The following is a 15,501-nucleotide window of genomic DNA, read 5'->3' as shown; positions in this document are numbered from 1 at the left end:
GGGCGGACGGAAGCGCCGCCCCACCCACTTCACTACTTCCGAAGCGAGCCTCCAAAGGGAAACGTCATGGCTAAATCCAAATTTCGTCCGCTGCATGACCGTGTCGTGGTCAAACGTATCGACGCCGAGGAAAAGACCAAGGGCGGCATCATCATTCCGGACAGCGCCAAGGAAAAGCCGTCCCAGGGCGAGGTCGTCGCCGTCGGCCCCGGCGGCCGTGACGAGACCGGCAAGCTGACCCCGATCGACCTCAAGGTCGGCGACCGCGTGCTGTTCGGCAAATGGTCGGGCACCGAGGTCAAGATCGACAACGAAGAGCTCCTGATCATGAAGGAGTCGGACATCATGGGCGTACTGGCCTAAGGCCATCCGCCTGAACAGCCGCTGAATGTCATGCCCGGATCCAGGCGATCCGGGCATCCATCATTCCGCCGGGTTCGGTCCACGAATCCCGGAATTGATGCGACGGGCGAGCGGCAGACACATCACCACACACGAGGGATTGCTAAAATGGCTGCCAAAGACGTCAAGTTTTCCGGAGACGCGCGCGATCGCATGCTGCGCGGCGTCGACGTTCTTGCCAACGCCGTCAAGGTGACGCTCGGCCCGAAGGGCCGCAACGTCGTCATCGAGAAGAGCTTCGGCGCACCCCGCATCACCAAGGACGGCGTCACCGTCGCCAAGGAGATCGAGCTCGAGGACAAGTTCGAGAACATGGGCGCCCAGATGGTGCGTGAGGTCGCCTCCAAGACCAACGACCTCGCCGGTGACGGCACCACCACCGCAACCGTGCTGGCCCAGGCCATCGTGCGCGAAGGCGCCAAGGCCGTTGCCGCCGGCATGAACCCGATGGACCTCAAGCGCGGCATCGACAGCGCGGTTGCTGCGGTCATCAAGGACATCGAGAAGCGCGCCAAGCCGGTCGCCGCCTCCTCCGAGGTCGCCCAGGTCGGCACCATCTCCGCCAACGGCGATGCCGCCATCGGCAAGATGATCGCCCAGGCGATGCAGAAGGTCGGCAACGAAGGCGTCATCACCGTCGAAGAGAACAAGTCGCTCGACACCGAAGTCGACATCGTCGAGGGCATGAAGTTCGACCGCGGCTATCTCAGCCCCTACTTCGTCACCAACCCCGAGAAGATGACCGCCGAACTCGAGGATGCCTACATCCTCCTGCACGAGAAGAAGCTCTCGGGCCTGCAGGCCATGCTTCCGGTGCTGGAAGCCGTGGTGCAGTCGGGCAAGCCGCTCGTCATCATCGCCGAGGACGTCGAGGGCGAGGCGCTGGCCACCCTGGTCGTCAACCGCCTCCGCGGCGGCCTCAAGGTCGCCGCCGTCAAGGCGCCGGGCTTCGGCGATCGCCGCAAGGCAATGCTCGAGGACCTCGCCATCCTCACCGGCGGCCAGCTCATTTCCGAGGACCTCGGCATGAAGCTCGAGAACGTCACGGTGAAGATGCTGGGCCGCGCCGGCAAGGTCGTGATCGACAAGGAGAACACCACGATCGTGAAGGGCGCCGGCAAGAAGCCGGATATCGAGGCCCGTGTCGGCCAGATCAAGGCGCAGATCGAGGAGACCACCTCGGACTACGACCGTGAGAAGCTCCAGGAGCGCCTCGCCAAGCTGGCCGGCGGCGTCGCGGTGATCCGCGTCGGCGGCGCCACCGAGATCGAGGTCAAGGAGAAGAAGGACCGCGTCGAGGACGCCCTCAACGCCACCCGCGCCGCGGTGCAGGAAGGCATCGTCCCCGGCGGCGGCGTCGCGCTGCTGCGCGCCAAGAAGGCGGTGGGCCGTCTCACCAACGCCAATGCCGACGTCCAGGCCGGCATCAACATCGTGCTGAAGGCGCTGGAAGCTCCGATCCGCCAAATCTCCGAGAACGCGGGCGTGGAAGGCTCGATCGTCGTCGGCAAGATCCTGGAGAACAAGTCCGAGACCTTCGGCTTCGACGCCCAGAACGAGGACTATGTCGACATGGTCGAGAAGGGCATCATCGATCCCGCCAAGGTGGTGCGCACCGCGCTCCAGGACGCCTCCTCCGTGGCCGGCCTGCTGGTCACCACCGAGGCCATGGTCGCCGAAACGCCGAAGAAGGAAGCCCCGCCCGCGATGCCCGCCGGCGGCGGCATGGGCGGCTTCTAAGCCTCCGTTCCGTTACAGTGTTGCGAAGGCCGCCTCCGGGCGGCCTTCTTTTTTGCCGACCCTGCCCCTCCGCTTTCCGATTCAACCGTCGGCCAAAACCCACTACGGTGACGCGCCGATTCGAATTGTTTGGGCATGATCCTCTCGGAAAACCGCTTCACACCTTTCCGGATCATGCCCGTTGCGCGAGGATTTCATCGATGCGTGCGCTTCTGGTTTGTTCGACAGCCGTTTTGGCGGCTCTGCTTGCAGCTTCTCCGCATCCCGCCTCCGCCCAGATGAAGCTGTCGCCGAAGGCCACGATGCCCGGCGGTCCGGAGACGCGCTATTTCACCTCGATCGACGGGCTGATGGACGGCAATGCCGACGTGATCCTGAAGGAGACGCGCCAGGGCAAGACGGTGACGGCGGCCGTGCTCGACGTCTGCTATCCCGTCGCAAAGAATTCCGACCGCAAGGACCGCTTCGTCGTCAATCTCCAGGTCGCGGGCCAGACCCTGACCGGCACCACGCAGAGCATCAGCGAGAAGTCGCCGGTCAGCGTCAAGCTGCTGCGCAAGCAGAGCGGCGACACTTTCGAATTCCGCGGCCAGATCAGCGTCGGCCAGGTGGTGACCGAGGTGACCTCGCCCGACAATTCCGATCTCAGCGAAAAGGAATTTCAGGACAACCAGACCTCCGACGACGGCATCACGCCGCAGCCGAAGGATTTCACCGACGTCTCGCCGGAGGCGATCGCGGTCAAGGTCAAGCTCGACGCTGCAACCGACTTCCTGAAGAGCCTGAAGGGCCAGGCGGTCGAGGTGACGCTGGCGAGCCTCACGGTCGGCTGCGATGCCCTGCGCGCAGGCGAGCAGACCATCAACATGTCGGTCGATCCCGAGCGCGCTGGCGCGCTGCTGGCGAAATTCAAGGCGACGCCGGGCGTCACCGCCGCGGGCTGGACCGCGGGCATGACCGAGATGGACCGCACCATCCGCTTCGCCGCGGCCGACTGGCGCGACGGCGACAAGATCAGCAAGGACAAGCTCGCGGCCGCCGTCTCGAACGTTTTGAGCCGGACGCTCGCGGCAAAGCCGGTCTCGCAGAGCTTCAACCCCGCCACGGGCAAGCTGAAGCTGGTCTTCAAGCGGCCGAACCCGGATTTCCCCGCGCTCGATCTCACCGACACGATCGAGGTCGCAGGACTCGTCTCGCCCGACAAGCCGGGCACGACCGACAAGCTCATGCTCTGGATCGGCAGCCCCGCGACGACGACCGCCGACGAGAGCAGCGGCGCCAAGCTCAATCTCTCCGACGACACCTCGGTCGACGAGGAAGGCGAGCAGCCCGACGACAACGGTTCGGTCGAGGCGCTCGCCAAGGAGCTTAGGGGCCAGCGCTGGGATGCCGACAAATCGGTGTGGAAGTAGGCTTTCGTGCCCCGGACGCTGCGCAGCACGTCAGTGATGCGCTGCAGAGCCGGGGCCCAGAGGCCCCGCGCAGTCGCCGATCGAGTCTGGGTCCCGGCTCTGCGCAGCAGCGTTGCACGCTGCAGCGCGTCCGGGACACGAGAGCGGAGCTAATTCCCCGTCGTACGAAAACGCAGCGGCTTGGGGCCGATCAGCGTCAGCACGTCGCCCTGACGCTTCCAGGTCTCGACACTGCTCAGTGCCGCGACCAGATCGTCGTCGGCCTGCGCCCTTGCCGCCGGGCAGGAGCGATCCTGGATCTGGCCGGGGACGAAGATCACGGTGTTGCCAGCGACCGAGAACTGGCCCTTGCCGCCCTTGCACCAGAGCTCGAGCACGACCTCGCCATGGTCGCCGATCTCGATGTTCGGAATTCGCTTCGAGCCTGCTTGCGGCAGCGCTTCCAGCGTCATCTCGGTGCCGAACGGGAAGCCGTCCTCGGCACGCGCGACAATGGACATCGCGAGCATTGCAACCGAAGCACACACCAATCGCTTGAGCGAAACCATGAGACCTCTCGTCCGACCTGATTTGCCGCACCTTCTATAAGACGGCGGCGCCATTGAGAAGATTCGCGCCACCTGGAGCGCGATGAGATTTGATTGGACGCAAAAATCCCCGCGGGGCGGAACCTCGCGGGGATTTGCGTTCGAGCCGGAGTTGGCCTGCTACTTCAGGACCATTGCCGTGAACGGCCAGACATAGGCCTGCAACGTCACGAGCACGCCGACGAGACAGGCCAGCACGATCGAGTGCCAGAACACGAAGCGCAGGATCGTGCCCTCGTGGCCGTACCAGTTGGTGGCAGTGGAGGCGACCACGATCGACTGCGCGTCGATCATCTTGCCCATCACGCCGCCGGACGAGTTCGCCGCGGCCATCAGGACCGGCGACAGGCCGAGCTGCTCGGAGGTGATCTTCTGCAGGTTTCCGAACAGCACGTTGGAGGCGGTGTCCGACCCCGTCAGCGCCACGCCCAGCCAGCCGAGCAGCGTGCCGAAGAAGGGATAGAGCACGCCGGTTGCGGCGAAGGCGAGGCCGAGCGTCGCGTCGACGCCGGAGAGCCGCGTCAAGGTGCCGATCGCCAGCATCGCCGAGATCGTGATCAGCGAGATCGCGCAGAGCCGGATGGTGCGGCCGTACTCGGTTACGAGCTTGCCGGGACCGACGCCCATCAGGACACCGGAGATGATCGCCGCGATCAGCATGCCGGTGCCGGTGAAGGACAGGTAGGTGAAGCCGAACACCGCGCTCTCTTTCGTCGGCGCTGGCGCGACAGGCGGCATCTTGTTGATCATCTGGTGCAGCTCGGGCACGGGATAGTTCCAGACAAAGATCGAATTCGCCCAGGCCTTGAACGCCCCGTTGCCCCAGATCAGCATCACGATGCAGACGATGATCCACGGCAGCAGCGCGCCGAACAGTTCGCTCTGCGTCAGCGGCGTCTTGTCGAGCGGTTTGGCCGCCGCCATGGTGGCTGCCGATTCATCGCGGCCGCGCAGCGCCGGCGACAGCCAGAGCTGCCTGGGCTGCCAGACCTTGAGGAACAGAATCAGCGCGCCCATCGAGATCAGCGACGCACCGATGTCGACGATCCAGGGGTTGATGAAGTTCGAGATCACGAATTGCGGAATCGCGAACGACACGCCGGTGACCAGGATCGCCGGCCAGACATCCTTCATGCCCCTCCAGCCCGCGAACGCCCACACCACCCAGAACGGCACGATCAGCGAGAAGACCGGCAATTGCCGGCCGACCATCGCGCCGAGGATGTAGGGATCGAGCCCGGTGACCGAGGCAAGGCCCTGGATCGGCGTGCCCAGCGCGCCATAGGCGACCGGCGCGGTGTTGGCGATCAGCGACAGGCCGGACGCCGCGAGCGGCGAGAAGCCGAGGCCGATCAGCACGGCACCGGTGATGGCGACCGGCGTGCCGAAGCCCGAGGCGCCCTCGAAGAACGCGCCGAAGGAGAACGCGATCAGCAGCAATTGCAGCCGCCGGTCCTCGGTGACGCCGCCGATGGCGCGCTTGAGCAATTCGAAGCGTCCCGTGCTCACTGTCACCTGATAGAGGAAGATGACGTTGAGGACGATCCAGCCGATCGGGAAAAAGCCGGTGACGATGCCCAGCACCGAGGCGCGGATCGACATGTTCGCCGGCATGGTGAAGACGAAGATCGTGATCAGATTGGCCACGATCACGGCGATGACCGCCGCGATATGCGCCTGGACGCGGCCGCTCGCGATCAGAACCAGCAGCGTGACAACGGGCACCGCCGCCGCAATCGTCGACAGCACCGGGCTGTTCAGCGGATCATAGACTTGATTCCACATGGTCTTCCTCCCCACGCATGTTTGCGGCAGACGGCCCGCGTGGAGAGCCGATCCTGCTTGACGCTGGAAGCGATAACCCCCGAGCTGGACGCGAATTCCTCGCGAATGCGGCGGTTCCCGTCCCGCTCACAAGCTCGCGAAATCCTCGAGCACCCCTACCCCGCGCCGTCGAACCCCATGCTAGGGTTGCGGGGTGCGACAAGACAACGCAAATTGCAGACCTTGCGACTTTAGTCTAAGCGCGCCGCTTTTCGCCATTGCCTCAAGTGGTTGGCTCAGGGCATTTGTGCACATCCCCCCAGGAGACCCCGCTCTGTGAAGAACATCAGCGCCACGCTCGCGATCGTCTGGCGAATCGCCGTCCCCTATTTCCGGTCGGAAGACAAATGGGCCGGCCGCGGCCTGCTCGCCGTCGTCGTCGCGATGGAGCTGGTGCTGGTCGCGATCAATGTGCTGCTCAATCAATGGCAGAACCGGTTCTACAGCGCATTGCAGGCCTACGATCTGCCCGAATTCGTCAAGGAGGTCTGGATCTTCCTTGGGCTTGCCTTCACCTTCGTCGCGCTGGCCGTCTACAAGCTCTACCTGAACCAGTGGCTCCAGATCCGCTGGCGGCAATGGCTGACGCAACACTATCTCGGCGAATGGCTCGAGGGCGCCACGCATTACCGCATGCAGCTCAAGGGCGATGCCGCCGACAATCCGGACCAGCGCATCACCGAGGACGTCAAGAATTTCGTCGAGCAAACGCTGACCATCGGCCTCGGCCTGTTGTCGTCGATCGTGACGCTGGCCTCGTTCGTGGTCATCCTCTGGGGCCTGTCCTACAAGGCCCCCTTGTACATTTACGGCACCGATATCCTCGTGCCCGGTTTTCTGGTCTGGTGCGCCCTGGCCTACGCTATTCTGGGTACCGCGCTGACCCACTGGATCGGCGCCCCGCTCATCAATCTCAATTTCGAGCAGCAGCGCTTTGAGGCCGACTTCCGCTTCAACCTGATCCGCGTGCGCGAAAATTCCGAGCAGATCGCCCTTTTGAAAGGCGAGAACGCGGAGCGAGGGCATCTGCTGCGGCGCTTCGGCTTCGTCATCGGCAACTGGTACGAGATCATGGGCCGGACCAAGCGCCTGACCGCCTTCACGGCAAGCTACGGTCAGGCCGCGACGCTCTTTCCCTATGTGGTGGTGGCGCCTGCCTACTTCGCCAAGCGCATCCAGCTCGGCGACATGATGCAGACCGGCTCGGCGTTCGGCAGCGTGCAGGATGCGCTGTCCTTCTTCGTCACCGCCTATCGCTCGCTCGCGGAGTGGCGCGCGGTGATCGCCCGCCTCGATGGCTTCGAGATGTCGGTCAGCTCCGCCGCCTACGGCGCAGCGCTCGAACCGACCATCGACATCGCACCAGCGAACGGCAAGGCCATCGCGCTCGAGCAATTGCTCGTCAAACTGCCGAACGGCGCGCCTCTGATCGCAGCCGATGCCTTCACGATCCAGCCGTCGGAGCGGGTGCTGGTGACCGGCCCGTCGGGCTCCGGCAAGTCGACACTGTTCCGGGCCATCGCCGGCGTCTGGCCGTTCGGCACCGGCACGATCGCCATTCCCGAGACGTCGAAGCTGATGATGCTGCCGCAGCGGCCGTATTTCCCGATCGGCGCGCTTGGCGACGCCGTCATCTACCCGACCGAGCACGGCTCGGTCCAGCCCGAGAAGATCCGCGACGCCTTGATTGCCGTCGGCCTGCCGCGACTGGCGGACCGGCTCGACGAGCACGGCCACTGGAACCGGACATTGTCGCTCGGCGAACAGCAACGCCTTGGGCTTGCTCGTGCGCTGCTGCACATGCCGGACTATCTCTTCCTCGACGAGGCGACCGCCTCGCTGGACGAGCCGTCCGAGGACCGGCTCTATCGGCTGCTGACGGAGAAGCTGCCGCAGGCCACCATCGTCTCGATCGGTCACCGTTCGACGCTCGACGCCTTCCACACCCGGAAGGTGGCGTTGGTGGAGGACGGCGAGATCCACGTCCTCGGTAAAGCCGGCGAGCCGGCCCGGGCGGAGCCGACCGCAGCGCGCTGAGGGGCCGGCCGGCATCTCGAACTACCAGGGCGGGCCCGCGGGCCCAAAGCAAAAGGGCGGCAGATTGCTCTGCCGCCCTCGTAGATGGTCTCGGGAACAAACTTACTTCAGGTTGGTCATCGCCGTCAGGTCGAACGAGAGCTTGGCGATGCCGGTCGCGCCGCACCACTTGGAGCCGACGCCCGACGGATTGATGCTGCTGTAGCTGCTGCTGAAGGTGGCGGTGTTGTCGCTGGTGAAGGCGTTGCAGTTAGCCTTCGAGAGGTCAGTGTCGGAGTAACGGAGATCCAGGGTCATCACCTTGTAGGTGAAGCCGACGCCGACGTTCCAGGTGTTGTAGTCAGCGTATTTGATGCCGTTCGGGAACGGGCCGCCGCCGAGCGGGCTGGCGATGCCGGTGCCGTAGAACGAGTCGGAGGTGCCGAACCACTGACGGCCGAATTCGCCCGACACATACATGCCGACGCCGCTCGAACCGAACGTCGTGCTCGGCGCCGTCCACTTGGCCGTGACCGAGGTGTAGTTGCCCCAGGCGCCGGTGTTGAGGAAGTTCGGCGAATAGAACTCGTTGATGCCGAACGCCCAGTTGTCGTTCACCGTGTAGGTCATCTTGCCGTAGACTTCGAAGAAGCTGACGTCCTTCTTCATGACGTTTCCGTTCGCCAACGCGTTGGCCGCGCATTCTGCGCTGAGCGGATTGCCGGCGGTATCGAAGCCGGCGCCGTAATAGCAGGTCCCACCCGGATACAGGTAACCCCAGACGCCGATGTCGAAGGCGAAGGCACCGAAGGTCGGGCGGATACCGCCGTAGATGTCGATCTCGGCCGCGGCGCGGTTCGGGAAGGAGATGCTCTCACCGGCGACGCCGACATAGAGCTGCAGGTCCTTGGTGACGTTGTAGCGCGGCTCGAAATAAGCCGCGACCGACGGCTTGTTGTTCGACTGGGTGATACCGCGGAAGACGTAGTTGCTCATGATCGCGCCGCCGAAGGCGATATCCCAGGGGTCGAAGGCGGGCGGCGGCGGGGCCTTCAATGCCTTCACGCGCAAGTCTGCCGCGAAAGCCGAACCCGTTGTCACCATTGCCAGCGCCGTTGCCAACAAAGCCACTTTCTTCATTTCGATCCCCATCGTCAGTTCTTACCCAGTCGGATCCCGGAAGCCCCCCGGGGCAAACGACTTGTCTGCAAAATTGCGTTACTGCGACAATCTGGATTGAGGGATGGGGACCGTGAAGCAAAAATCACGGGCATCTGCCGACTTTTTGGGCGTTTTGACGATTCCACGAAAGGTTATCGCCCTGTGTGTCTTCTCGATCACATTATTTGCATTCCAAAGTGCACGAAGGGACCGTGCAAGTACGGGGAAGGCAGCTAGCGTGGCAACCGGGCTACGAATCAGGCTGGCGGGGGGAAGAGACGGCTTCGGGAGGTACTTGCGGCGATGCAAAAAGGCCGCAGCGTCACCGCAGCGGCCTTCCCTGTTGGCGATCGCGGTCGCAGGACGGGAGCTAGCTTTGCCCCTCGGCCGGTGCCGCTTCCGCAGAAGACGAAGGCATCGCCCAGCTCGTCTCGGCGGCCGGCTCGGGAGCCGGAGCTGGCGCCGGCGCTGACGGCTTCGGCGCGGGCGCTGCCTTCGCCTTCTTCGGTGCCGCTTTCTTCGCGGCCTTCTTCGGTGCAGCCGGCTTGGCTGCTTTCTTGGCTGTCTTCTTCACAGCCTTCTTGGCGGCCTTCTTCGAAGCTTTCTTGCCAGCTTTCTTGCCAGCTTTCTTGGCAGTTTTCCTGGCAGCTTTCTTCGTGGATTTCTTGGCAGACTTCTTCGCGGACTTCTTCGCCGCTACAGCCTTCTTCGCCTTTTTGGCCTTCTTGCTTTTTTTCTTCTTCGCTTTCGCCATCGTGGTCCTCCTGTTGCCGACGAACAATGGTCGATCGGGCGTCGTTCTACCGTCGCCTCCGGAGGAAAGCTCAGGCTTGAAAGCTCAAACTTGCGCGTTCAATGCCGGCCGCGACCCGCCCGTAGCCCAATCGAGAAGCTCAATCGTGTGTACGACCGGAACTGACGTGCCACTGGCAATCTGCACCATGCAGCCGATATTGCCCGCGGCAATCATGTCCGGCTTGACGCTTGCGATGTTGGCGACCTTGCGATCGCGCAACCGGCCCGCAAGCTCGGGCTGGAGAATGTTGTAGGTCCCCGCCGAGCCGCAACACAAATGGCTCTCGGGTACATCTTTCACCACGAATCCATTCTTGGAAAGCAATTCTTTCGGAAGGCCCGTGATTTTCTGCCCATGTTGCAACGAACACGCCGAGTGATAGGCGACGACGATGTTGTCATGTCGCGCAGTCGGCTCGAGTGCGAGGCCGGCGATGTATTCGGTGATGTCCTTGGCGAGCGCGGACACCCTCGCCGCATCGGCGGCGAACGCAGCATCCTCGCGCAGCAGATAGCCGTAGTCCTTGATTACTGTGCCGCAGCCGGACGCCGTCACCAGGATGGCGTCGAGCCCCTCGCCGGCCGCTTCCTTCCGCCAAGCCGCAACGTTGGCTCGCGCCCGCGCCAATGCATCCTGATCGTCGCCGAGGTGATGGGTCAGCGCGCCGCAGCACTGCTCGTCCCGGACCAGGACAACCTCAACGCCGTGGCGGGTGAGAAGACTGATGGCCGCCTGGTTGATGCGCGGCGCCAGGACCTGCTGGGCGCAGCCCTGGAGCAGCGCGACCCGGCCGCGCTTCTTGCCGAGCGCCGCGAACACGCTGCCCGCGGCGGGGCCCGGCGGCGGCAGCCGGTGCGGGGCCAGCGCCAGCATCGCCTTGATGCGCTGGATCAGGCCGGGCGTCGCCGAGGGCCGCGGCGTCGGCAGGAAAACGGCAAGCGGACGGGCCAGCCGCGCCAGCACCATGCTGATGCGAAAACGCTGCGGGTCGGGCAGGACGAAGGCCAGCACCTGGCGCAGCAGCCGCTCAGCCAGGGGCCGCTCATAACGCTGCTCGATCCTGACCCGGGCCTGGTCGACGAGATGCATGTAGTTCACCCCTGAGGGGCAAGTCGTCATGCAGGCCAGGCACGACAGGCAGCGGTCGACGTGCTTGACCACCTCCGCCGTCGGCGCCTGGTCCTTCTCCAGCATCTCCTTGATCAGGTAGATGCGGCCGCGCGGACTATCGAGCTCGTCACCGAGCAGCACATAGGTCGGACAGGTTGCGGTGCAGAAGCCGCAATGGACGCAGGCGCGCAGGATCTTGTCCGCTTCCGCGATGTCGGGATCGGCAAGCTGGGCGAGTGAGAATTCGGTCTTCATGCCACAGCGCCTCGGCTCAAGCGGCCCCGGTTGAGAACGGCCTTTGGATCGAAACTGGCGCGCACCCGCTCGCTCAGGGCGGCAATGCCCGGCGCCTGCGGATGAAAGACGTCGACCTCGCGCCTGACGTCCTCGGCCGCCCGGATCAGCGTGGCGTGACCGCCGACGGCGTTGGCACGCATCCGAACAGCCGGAGCATGCGCGTCGCCCTTTGGCGGCAATGCCGCCCAAATCAGACCGCCGCCCCAATCATAGATCACGTCGCCGCCGGTCTCGCGCGCCAATTGCGAGCCGAGCGCAGCGCCTGAGGCCGGCGGGCAGACGATCCGCCAGACCGGCCAGGCGCCGAGCGCGCCACCGGCCGCGAACGGCAGCACGTCGCGGATCGTGGCCCACAGCGCGGCAGACGCCGCGTCCTCGATCAGCATCGCGGTTCCGAACGGCGTCAGCAATTCCCGCAGCGAGTTGGCGCGGTGGGCGGCCGAGGCCGTGATGCCCTCGAGCCGCAGCACAGTCAGCGCCTCGTCCTGGCCTGCGAGATCACCAAGCCCGTCGGTCTTGGCCCGGAACGCCGATTTCGGCAGATGCGCGGCACCGGAAACGTCGAAGGGCGAGCCGAGCGCCGCGGTCATCGCCTTGTTGGCGGCGGCATCATCTAACCCGCGCAGCAGCAGCGTCCGCTCGGCCTCGGGCTTGGGCATCACCTTCAGCGTGACCTCGGTCATGACGGACAGCGTGCCCCAGGACCCCGCGAGCAGCTTGCAGAGGTCGTAGCCGGTGACGTTCTTCACCACCTTGCCGCCGGTCTTGAAGCTGTCGCCGAAGCCCGAGACGGCGTGCGCCCCGAGCAAATGGTCGCGCGCCCCGCCCGCCCTGATCCGCCGCGGCCCGGCCAGCCCAGCCGCGATCATGCCGCCGATGGTCCCGAGCGCGGGCGTGCCGAGCAGCGGCGCGGTGTTGACAGGCTCGAACGCGAATTGCTGGTTCTTGGTATCGATCAGCGCCAGCACATCGGCCAGCGGCGCGCCGGCCTGGAGCGTGATGATCAGCTCGTTCGGCTCGTAGGAGGTGACGGCGTTCAGCGCGGAGAGGTCAAGCACGGCATTGGTCGCCATGGCATGACCGATGCCGCGCTTGGAGCCGTGACCGATAATCTCGAGCGGCTGCTCATTGGCAATCGCCGCGCGCACCACCTCTTCGACGTCTTTGGCGTCTCTGACCTTAAGCGTATCCACGACTGAGCCGGTATCCAAGTTTAGAACGGAAAGCAAATTTGGCGGTTGCAGCGAAGGCGCAGCGACCGACGCTAGAACCGCGGGAGATCCGGAAACGCCAGCTTGCCGGCATGCACATGCATGCGGCCGAGCTCGGCGCAGCGGTGCAGAGTCGGAAACACTTTTCCGGGATTGAGCAGGCCTTGCGAATCGAAGGCGCATTTCAGCCGCTGCTGCTGGTTGAGGTCGATCTCGCTGAACATGTCGGGCATCAGGTCGCGCTTCTCGATGCCGACGCCGTGCTCGCCGGTGAGCACGCCGCCGAACTCGACGCAGGCGCGCAGGATATCGGCGCCGAAGGCCTCGGCGCGCTCGATCTCGCCGGGCTTGTTGGCATCGTACAGGATCAGCGGGTGCAGATTGCCGTCACCGGCGTGGAACACGTTGGCGCAGCCGAGCTGGTATTTTTCGCCGAGCTCGCGGATGCGCGCCAGCGCCTTCGGCAGCGCGCCGCGGGGAATTGTGCCGTCCATGCAGAGATAGTCCGGCGAGATCCGGCCGACGGCGGGGAACGCAGCCTTGCGGCCGGCCCAGAACAGATTGCGCTCGGCTTCCGAATTGGAGATCTGCAGCGTTACCGAGCCGCAGCCGCGTGCGATGGTCTCGACGCGCGTGATCAGCTCGTCGACCTCGATCTTGGGCCCGTCGAGCTCGATGATGAGCAGCGCTTCGACATCGAGCGGATAGCCGGCATGGACGAAGGCCTCGGCGGCGTGGATCGCGGGCTTGTCCATCATCTCCATGCCGCCAGGAATGATGCCGGCGCCGATGATCCGCGCCACGCATTCGCCGGCGGCCTCGACCTCGGCGAAGCCGACCATCAACGCGCGCGCCGTCTCCGGCTTCTGCAGGATGCGCACCGTGATCTCGGTGATGACGCCGAGCAGCCCTTCCGAGCCGGTGATGACGCCCATCAAATCGTAGCCCGGGTTCTCGCACCCCTTGCCGCCGATGCGCAGGATCTCGCCGCTCATCAGCACGATCTCGCAACCGAGCACGTTGTTGGTGGTCATGCCGTATTTGAGGCAGTGCACGCCGCCGGAATTCTCCGCGACATTGCCGCCGATCGAGCATGCGATCTGCGAGGACGGGTCGGGCGCGTAATAGAAGCCGGCATGAGCGACCGCCTGGCTGATGGCGAGGTTGGTGACGCCGGGCTCGGTGACGACGACGCGATTGTCGAAATCGATCTCGCGGATGCGCTTGAACTTGCCGAGCCCCAGCAGCACGCCGTCTTCGAGCGGCAGCGCCCCGCCTGAGAGCGATGTGCCGGAGCCGCGCGGCACCACCTTGATACCTTGCCCTGCACAATATTTCAGGATGAGGGAGACCTGCTCGGTCGTATCGGGCAGCACCACGACCATCGGCGGCTGCCGATAGGCCGTCAGCCCGTCGGATTCATAGGCCCGCATCTCCGCAGGCGTATCGATCACGCCCTCGCCGGGCACGATCGCGCGCAATGCAGCAACGATCTCGGCACGCCGCGCGAGCACGGCCTGGTCGCTTGCGGGCATCATGATGGCCATTTTATGGAGCCTTCGTCCGACGGATGGAATTGTTTCGGCAAATCAATCATGTCTTGCCGTCTTTGGGTAGGTCCTCCGAAGGTCTCATTGCTTTGTTGCAGCGCAAGTTCTCTCTGGGGCAAGTCTGCTATCAGGAAACCTGTCAAAGTTTCGCGGCTTGTCCACTTGCATCGAACCTGCCAAAACCACGACCCTCCATCTGACCCGGGAAGAGACGAAGAGCACACTTATGACAAAACTGACTTTCGGCGCGCTGACGATCCTCACCGTCATTGCCACCGCACCCGCCGCGATGGCGCAGGATGTCGCGGCCGGCAAGACATCGTTCAACAAATGCCTGGCCTGCCACGCGATCGGCGAAGGCGCCAAGAACAAGGTCGGCCCCGAGCTCAACGGTCTCAACGGCCGCAAGTCGGGCACGGCTGAGGGCTACAGCTACTCGGACGCGAACAAGAATTCCGGCATCACCTGGGACGAGGCCGTGTTCAAGGAATACATCAAGGACCCCAAGGCCAAGATCCCCGGCACCAAGATGGCGTTCGCCGGCATCAAGAACGAGACCGAGATCAACAATCTCTGGGCCTATGTCTCTCAGTTCGACAAGGACGGGAAGATCAAGCAGTAAGCACGGATCGGTCGACAGCTTCGGCTTCGGTTCTGACCGAGTCAGAACCGAAGCTGCGGCTTTTGTTTGGCGCGTTTTTTTTGCGCCGTCATTGCGAGCGCAGCGACTTGTCCGCCGAAGCCTTGGCGAAGGCGGAAGCAATCCAGAATCATTCCTCCGAAAGACTCTGGATTGCTTCGTCGCAAGCGCTCCTCGCAATGACGGAGCCAGGGGCGGCATCGCGATGCTCCAATGCATATCCCAGCTGCAGTGCCGTAGGGTGGGCAAAGGCGCATAGCGCCGTGCCCACGATCTCCGTCCATAAGCAACAAGGCGTGGGCACGCTGCGCTTTGCCCACCCTACGAGATCTGGTTTGTGGCACGCAGCTCAATCGCACACGCAGCAGTGCCGTAGGGTGGGCAAAGGCGCGTAGCGCCGTGCCCACGATCTCTCTCCATGAGCAACAAGGCGTGGGCACGCTGCGCTTTGCCCACCCTACGAGTTCGAGATTGTGGCACGCAGCTCAGCTCACGGACATGCCTTCTCGGCCTCGCGGCGCATTCGCCCGAGCTTTGCTTGGTCTCGCTCCCCTCTAATCCAAGAGGGCGCAGGGAAGGCCGGGTGCCGGCTGGCACCCGCGGTCTGCTGCGCGAAAAGCACGCGCAGGAAGAACCGCACAGCAGCATACAGGTGTGGCCGATCACTCGGCCTTCCCTGCGCGATGGCTGGACGGCTTATGCCGTGATCTCCCGGGAGCCGACCATTCCTTCTGGCCTCCCTCGCCCCGCGAATT

General features: G+C 64.4%; 12 protein-coding genes. 5 read left to right on the top strand and 7 right to left on the bottom strand.

Features of this window, described 5'->3' with window-relative positions:
* The first annotated feature begins 66 nt into the window (after window positions 1-66).
* From groES to A3AS_RS0133765, 3 genes are all read left to right on the top strand, one after another.
* Entirely contained in the window at window positions 67-363 is a 297-nt protein-coding gene (gene groES / locus A3AS_RS0133775) for a co-chaperone GroES (RefSeq protein ID WP_018321905.1), read from the top strand.
* A 147-nt stretch (window positions 364-510) separates the two neighbouring features.
* Window positions 511-2,142: a chaperonin GroEL gene (groL, locus tag A3AS_RS0133770; protein ID WP_018321904.1), complete on the top strand. Its 1,632-nt coding sequence runs from the start codon at window positions 511-513 to the stop codon at window positions 2,140-2,142.
* Window positions 2,143-2,342: 200 nt separating this feature from the next.
* Complete coding sequence (locus tag A3AS_RS0133765) at window positions 2,343-3,554, top strand: hypothetical protein (RefSeq protein WP_018321903.1); 1,212 nt, start codon at window positions 2,343-2,345, stop codon at window positions 3,552-3,554.
* Between the two features lie 149 nt (window positions 3,555-3,703).
* On the opposite strand, the gene A3AS_RS0133760 is transcribed toward A3AS_RS0133765, so the two are convergent.
* On the bottom strand, window positions 3,704-4,102 hold the full coding sequence (locus A3AS_RS0133760; RefSeq protein WP_018321902.1) for an META domain-containing protein: 399 nt from the start codon (window positions 4,100-4,102) through the stop codon (window positions 3,704-3,706).
* A gap of 159 nt (window positions 4,103-4,261) precedes the next feature.
* Window positions 4,262-5,926 (bottom strand): L-lactate permease, encoded by a 1,665-nt coding sequence (locus A3AS_RS0133755; protein ID WP_018321901.1) that lies wholly within the window; start codon window positions 5,924-5,926, stop codon window positions 4,262-4,264.
* A 315-nt stretch (window positions 5,927-6,241) separates the two neighbouring features.
* On the opposite strand from A3AS_RS0133755, the gene A3AS_RS0133750 reads away from it, so the two are divergent.
* Window positions 6,242-8,002 carry an ABC transporter ATP-binding protein/permease gene (locus A3AS_RS0133750; RefSeq protein ID WP_018321900.1) on the top strand — a complete coding sequence of 587 codons (1,761 nt, stop codon included), beginning with the start codon at window positions 6,242-6,244 and terminating at the stop codon, window positions 8,000-8,002.
* A gap of 102 nt (window positions 8,003-8,104) precedes the next feature.
* On the opposite strand, the gene A3AS_RS0133745 is transcribed toward A3AS_RS0133750, so the two are convergent.
* From A3AS_RS0133745 to A3AS_RS0133725, 5 genes are all read right to left on the bottom strand, one after another.
* Complete coding sequence (locus tag A3AS_RS0133745) at window positions 8,105-9,121, bottom strand: TorF family putative porin (protein WP_026202635.1); 1,017 nt, start codon at window positions 9,119-9,121, stop codon at window positions 8,105-8,107.
* A 391-nt stretch (window positions 9,122-9,512) separates the two neighbouring features.
* Window positions 9,513-9,923 (bottom strand): hypothetical protein, encoded by a 411-nt coding sequence (locus tag A3AS_RS0133740; protein WP_020508787.1) that lies wholly within the window; start codon window positions 9,921-9,923, stop codon window positions 9,513-9,515.
* A 57-nt stretch (window positions 9,924-9,980) separates the two neighbouring features.
* The gene (gene glcF, locus A3AS_RS0133735; protein ID WP_018321897.1) at window positions 9,981-11,303 is read right to left on the bottom strand and encodes a glycolate oxidase subunit GlcF; all 1,323 of its coding nucleotides are present in this window, start codon (window positions 11,301-11,303) and stop codon (window positions 9,981-9,983) included.
* Window positions 11,300-12,538: an FAD-binding protein gene (locus A3AS_RS0133730; protein WP_018321896.1), complete on the bottom strand. Its 1,239-nt coding sequence runs from the start codon at window positions 12,536-12,538 to the stop codon at window positions 11,300-11,302. Before A3AS_RS0133730 ends, glcF begins: the two co-directional genes overlap by 4 nt.
* 71 nt (window positions 12,539-12,609) lie before the next feature.
* Window positions 12,610-14,103, bottom strand: coding sequence for an FAD-linked oxidase C-terminal domain-containing protein (locus A3AS_RS0133725; protein WP_018321895.1), 1,494 nt, complete (start codon window positions 14,101-14,103; stop codon window positions 12,610-12,612).
* A gap of 229 nt (window positions 14,104-14,332) precedes the next feature.
* Between A3AS_RS0133725 and cycA the strand changes: the two genes are divergently transcribed.
* Window positions 14,333-14,728, top strand: a complete 396-nt coding sequence (gene cycA / locus A3AS_RS0133720; protein WP_018321894.1) for a cytochrome c-550 CycA — start codon at window positions 14,333-14,335, stop codon at window positions 14,726-14,728.
* Window positions 14,729-15,501 lie beyond the last annotated feature (773 nt).

The organism is Bradyrhizobium sp. WSM2793 (assembly GCF_000379585.1).
Classification (GTDB): domain Bacteria; phylum Pseudomonadota; class Alphaproteobacteria; order Rhizobiales; family Xanthobacteraceae; genus Bradyrhizobium.
The sequence above is the reverse complement of the archived record's forward strand: the minus strand, read 5'-3'. Positions and strand labels throughout refer to the sequence as shown.

Excerpts from the sequence above, each read along its gene's own strand:
- groES (WP_018321905.1), top strand. The coding sequence starts at position 67 with ATGGCTAAATCCAAATTTCGTCCGCTGCATGACCGTGTCGTGGTCAAA.
- groL (WP_018321904.1), top strand. The coding sequence starts at position 511 with ATGGCTGCCAAAGACGTCAAGTTTTCCGGAGACGCGCGCGATCGCATG.
- A3AS_RS0133765 (WP_018321903.1), top strand. The coding sequence starts at position 2,343 with ATGCGTGCGCTTCTGGTTTGTTCGACAGCCGTTTTGGCGGCTCTGCTT.
- A3AS_RS0133760 (WP_018321902.1), bottom strand. The coding sequence starts at position 4,102 with ATGGTTTCGCTCAAGCGATTGGTGTGTGCTTCGGTTGCAATGCTCGCG.
- A3AS_RS0133755 (WP_018321901.1), bottom strand. The coding sequence starts at position 5,926 with ATGTGGAATCAAGTCTATGATCCGCTGAACAGCCCGGTGCTGTCGACG.
- A3AS_RS0133745 (WP_026202635.1), bottom strand. The coding sequence starts at position 9,121 with ATGAAGAAAGTGGCTTTGTTGGCAACGGCGCTGGCAATGGTGACAACG.
- glcF (WP_018321897.1), bottom strand. The coding sequence starts at position 11,303 with ATGAAGACCGAATTCTCACTCGCCCAGCTTGCCGATCCCGACATCGCG.
- A3AS_RS0133725 (WP_018321895.1), bottom strand. The coding sequence starts at position 14,103 with ATGGCCATCATGATGCCCGCAAGCGACCAGGCCGTGCTCGCGCGGCGT.
- cycA (WP_018321894.1), top strand. The coding sequence starts at position 14,333 with ATGACAAAACTGACTTTCGGCGCGCTGACGATCCTCACCGTCATTGCC.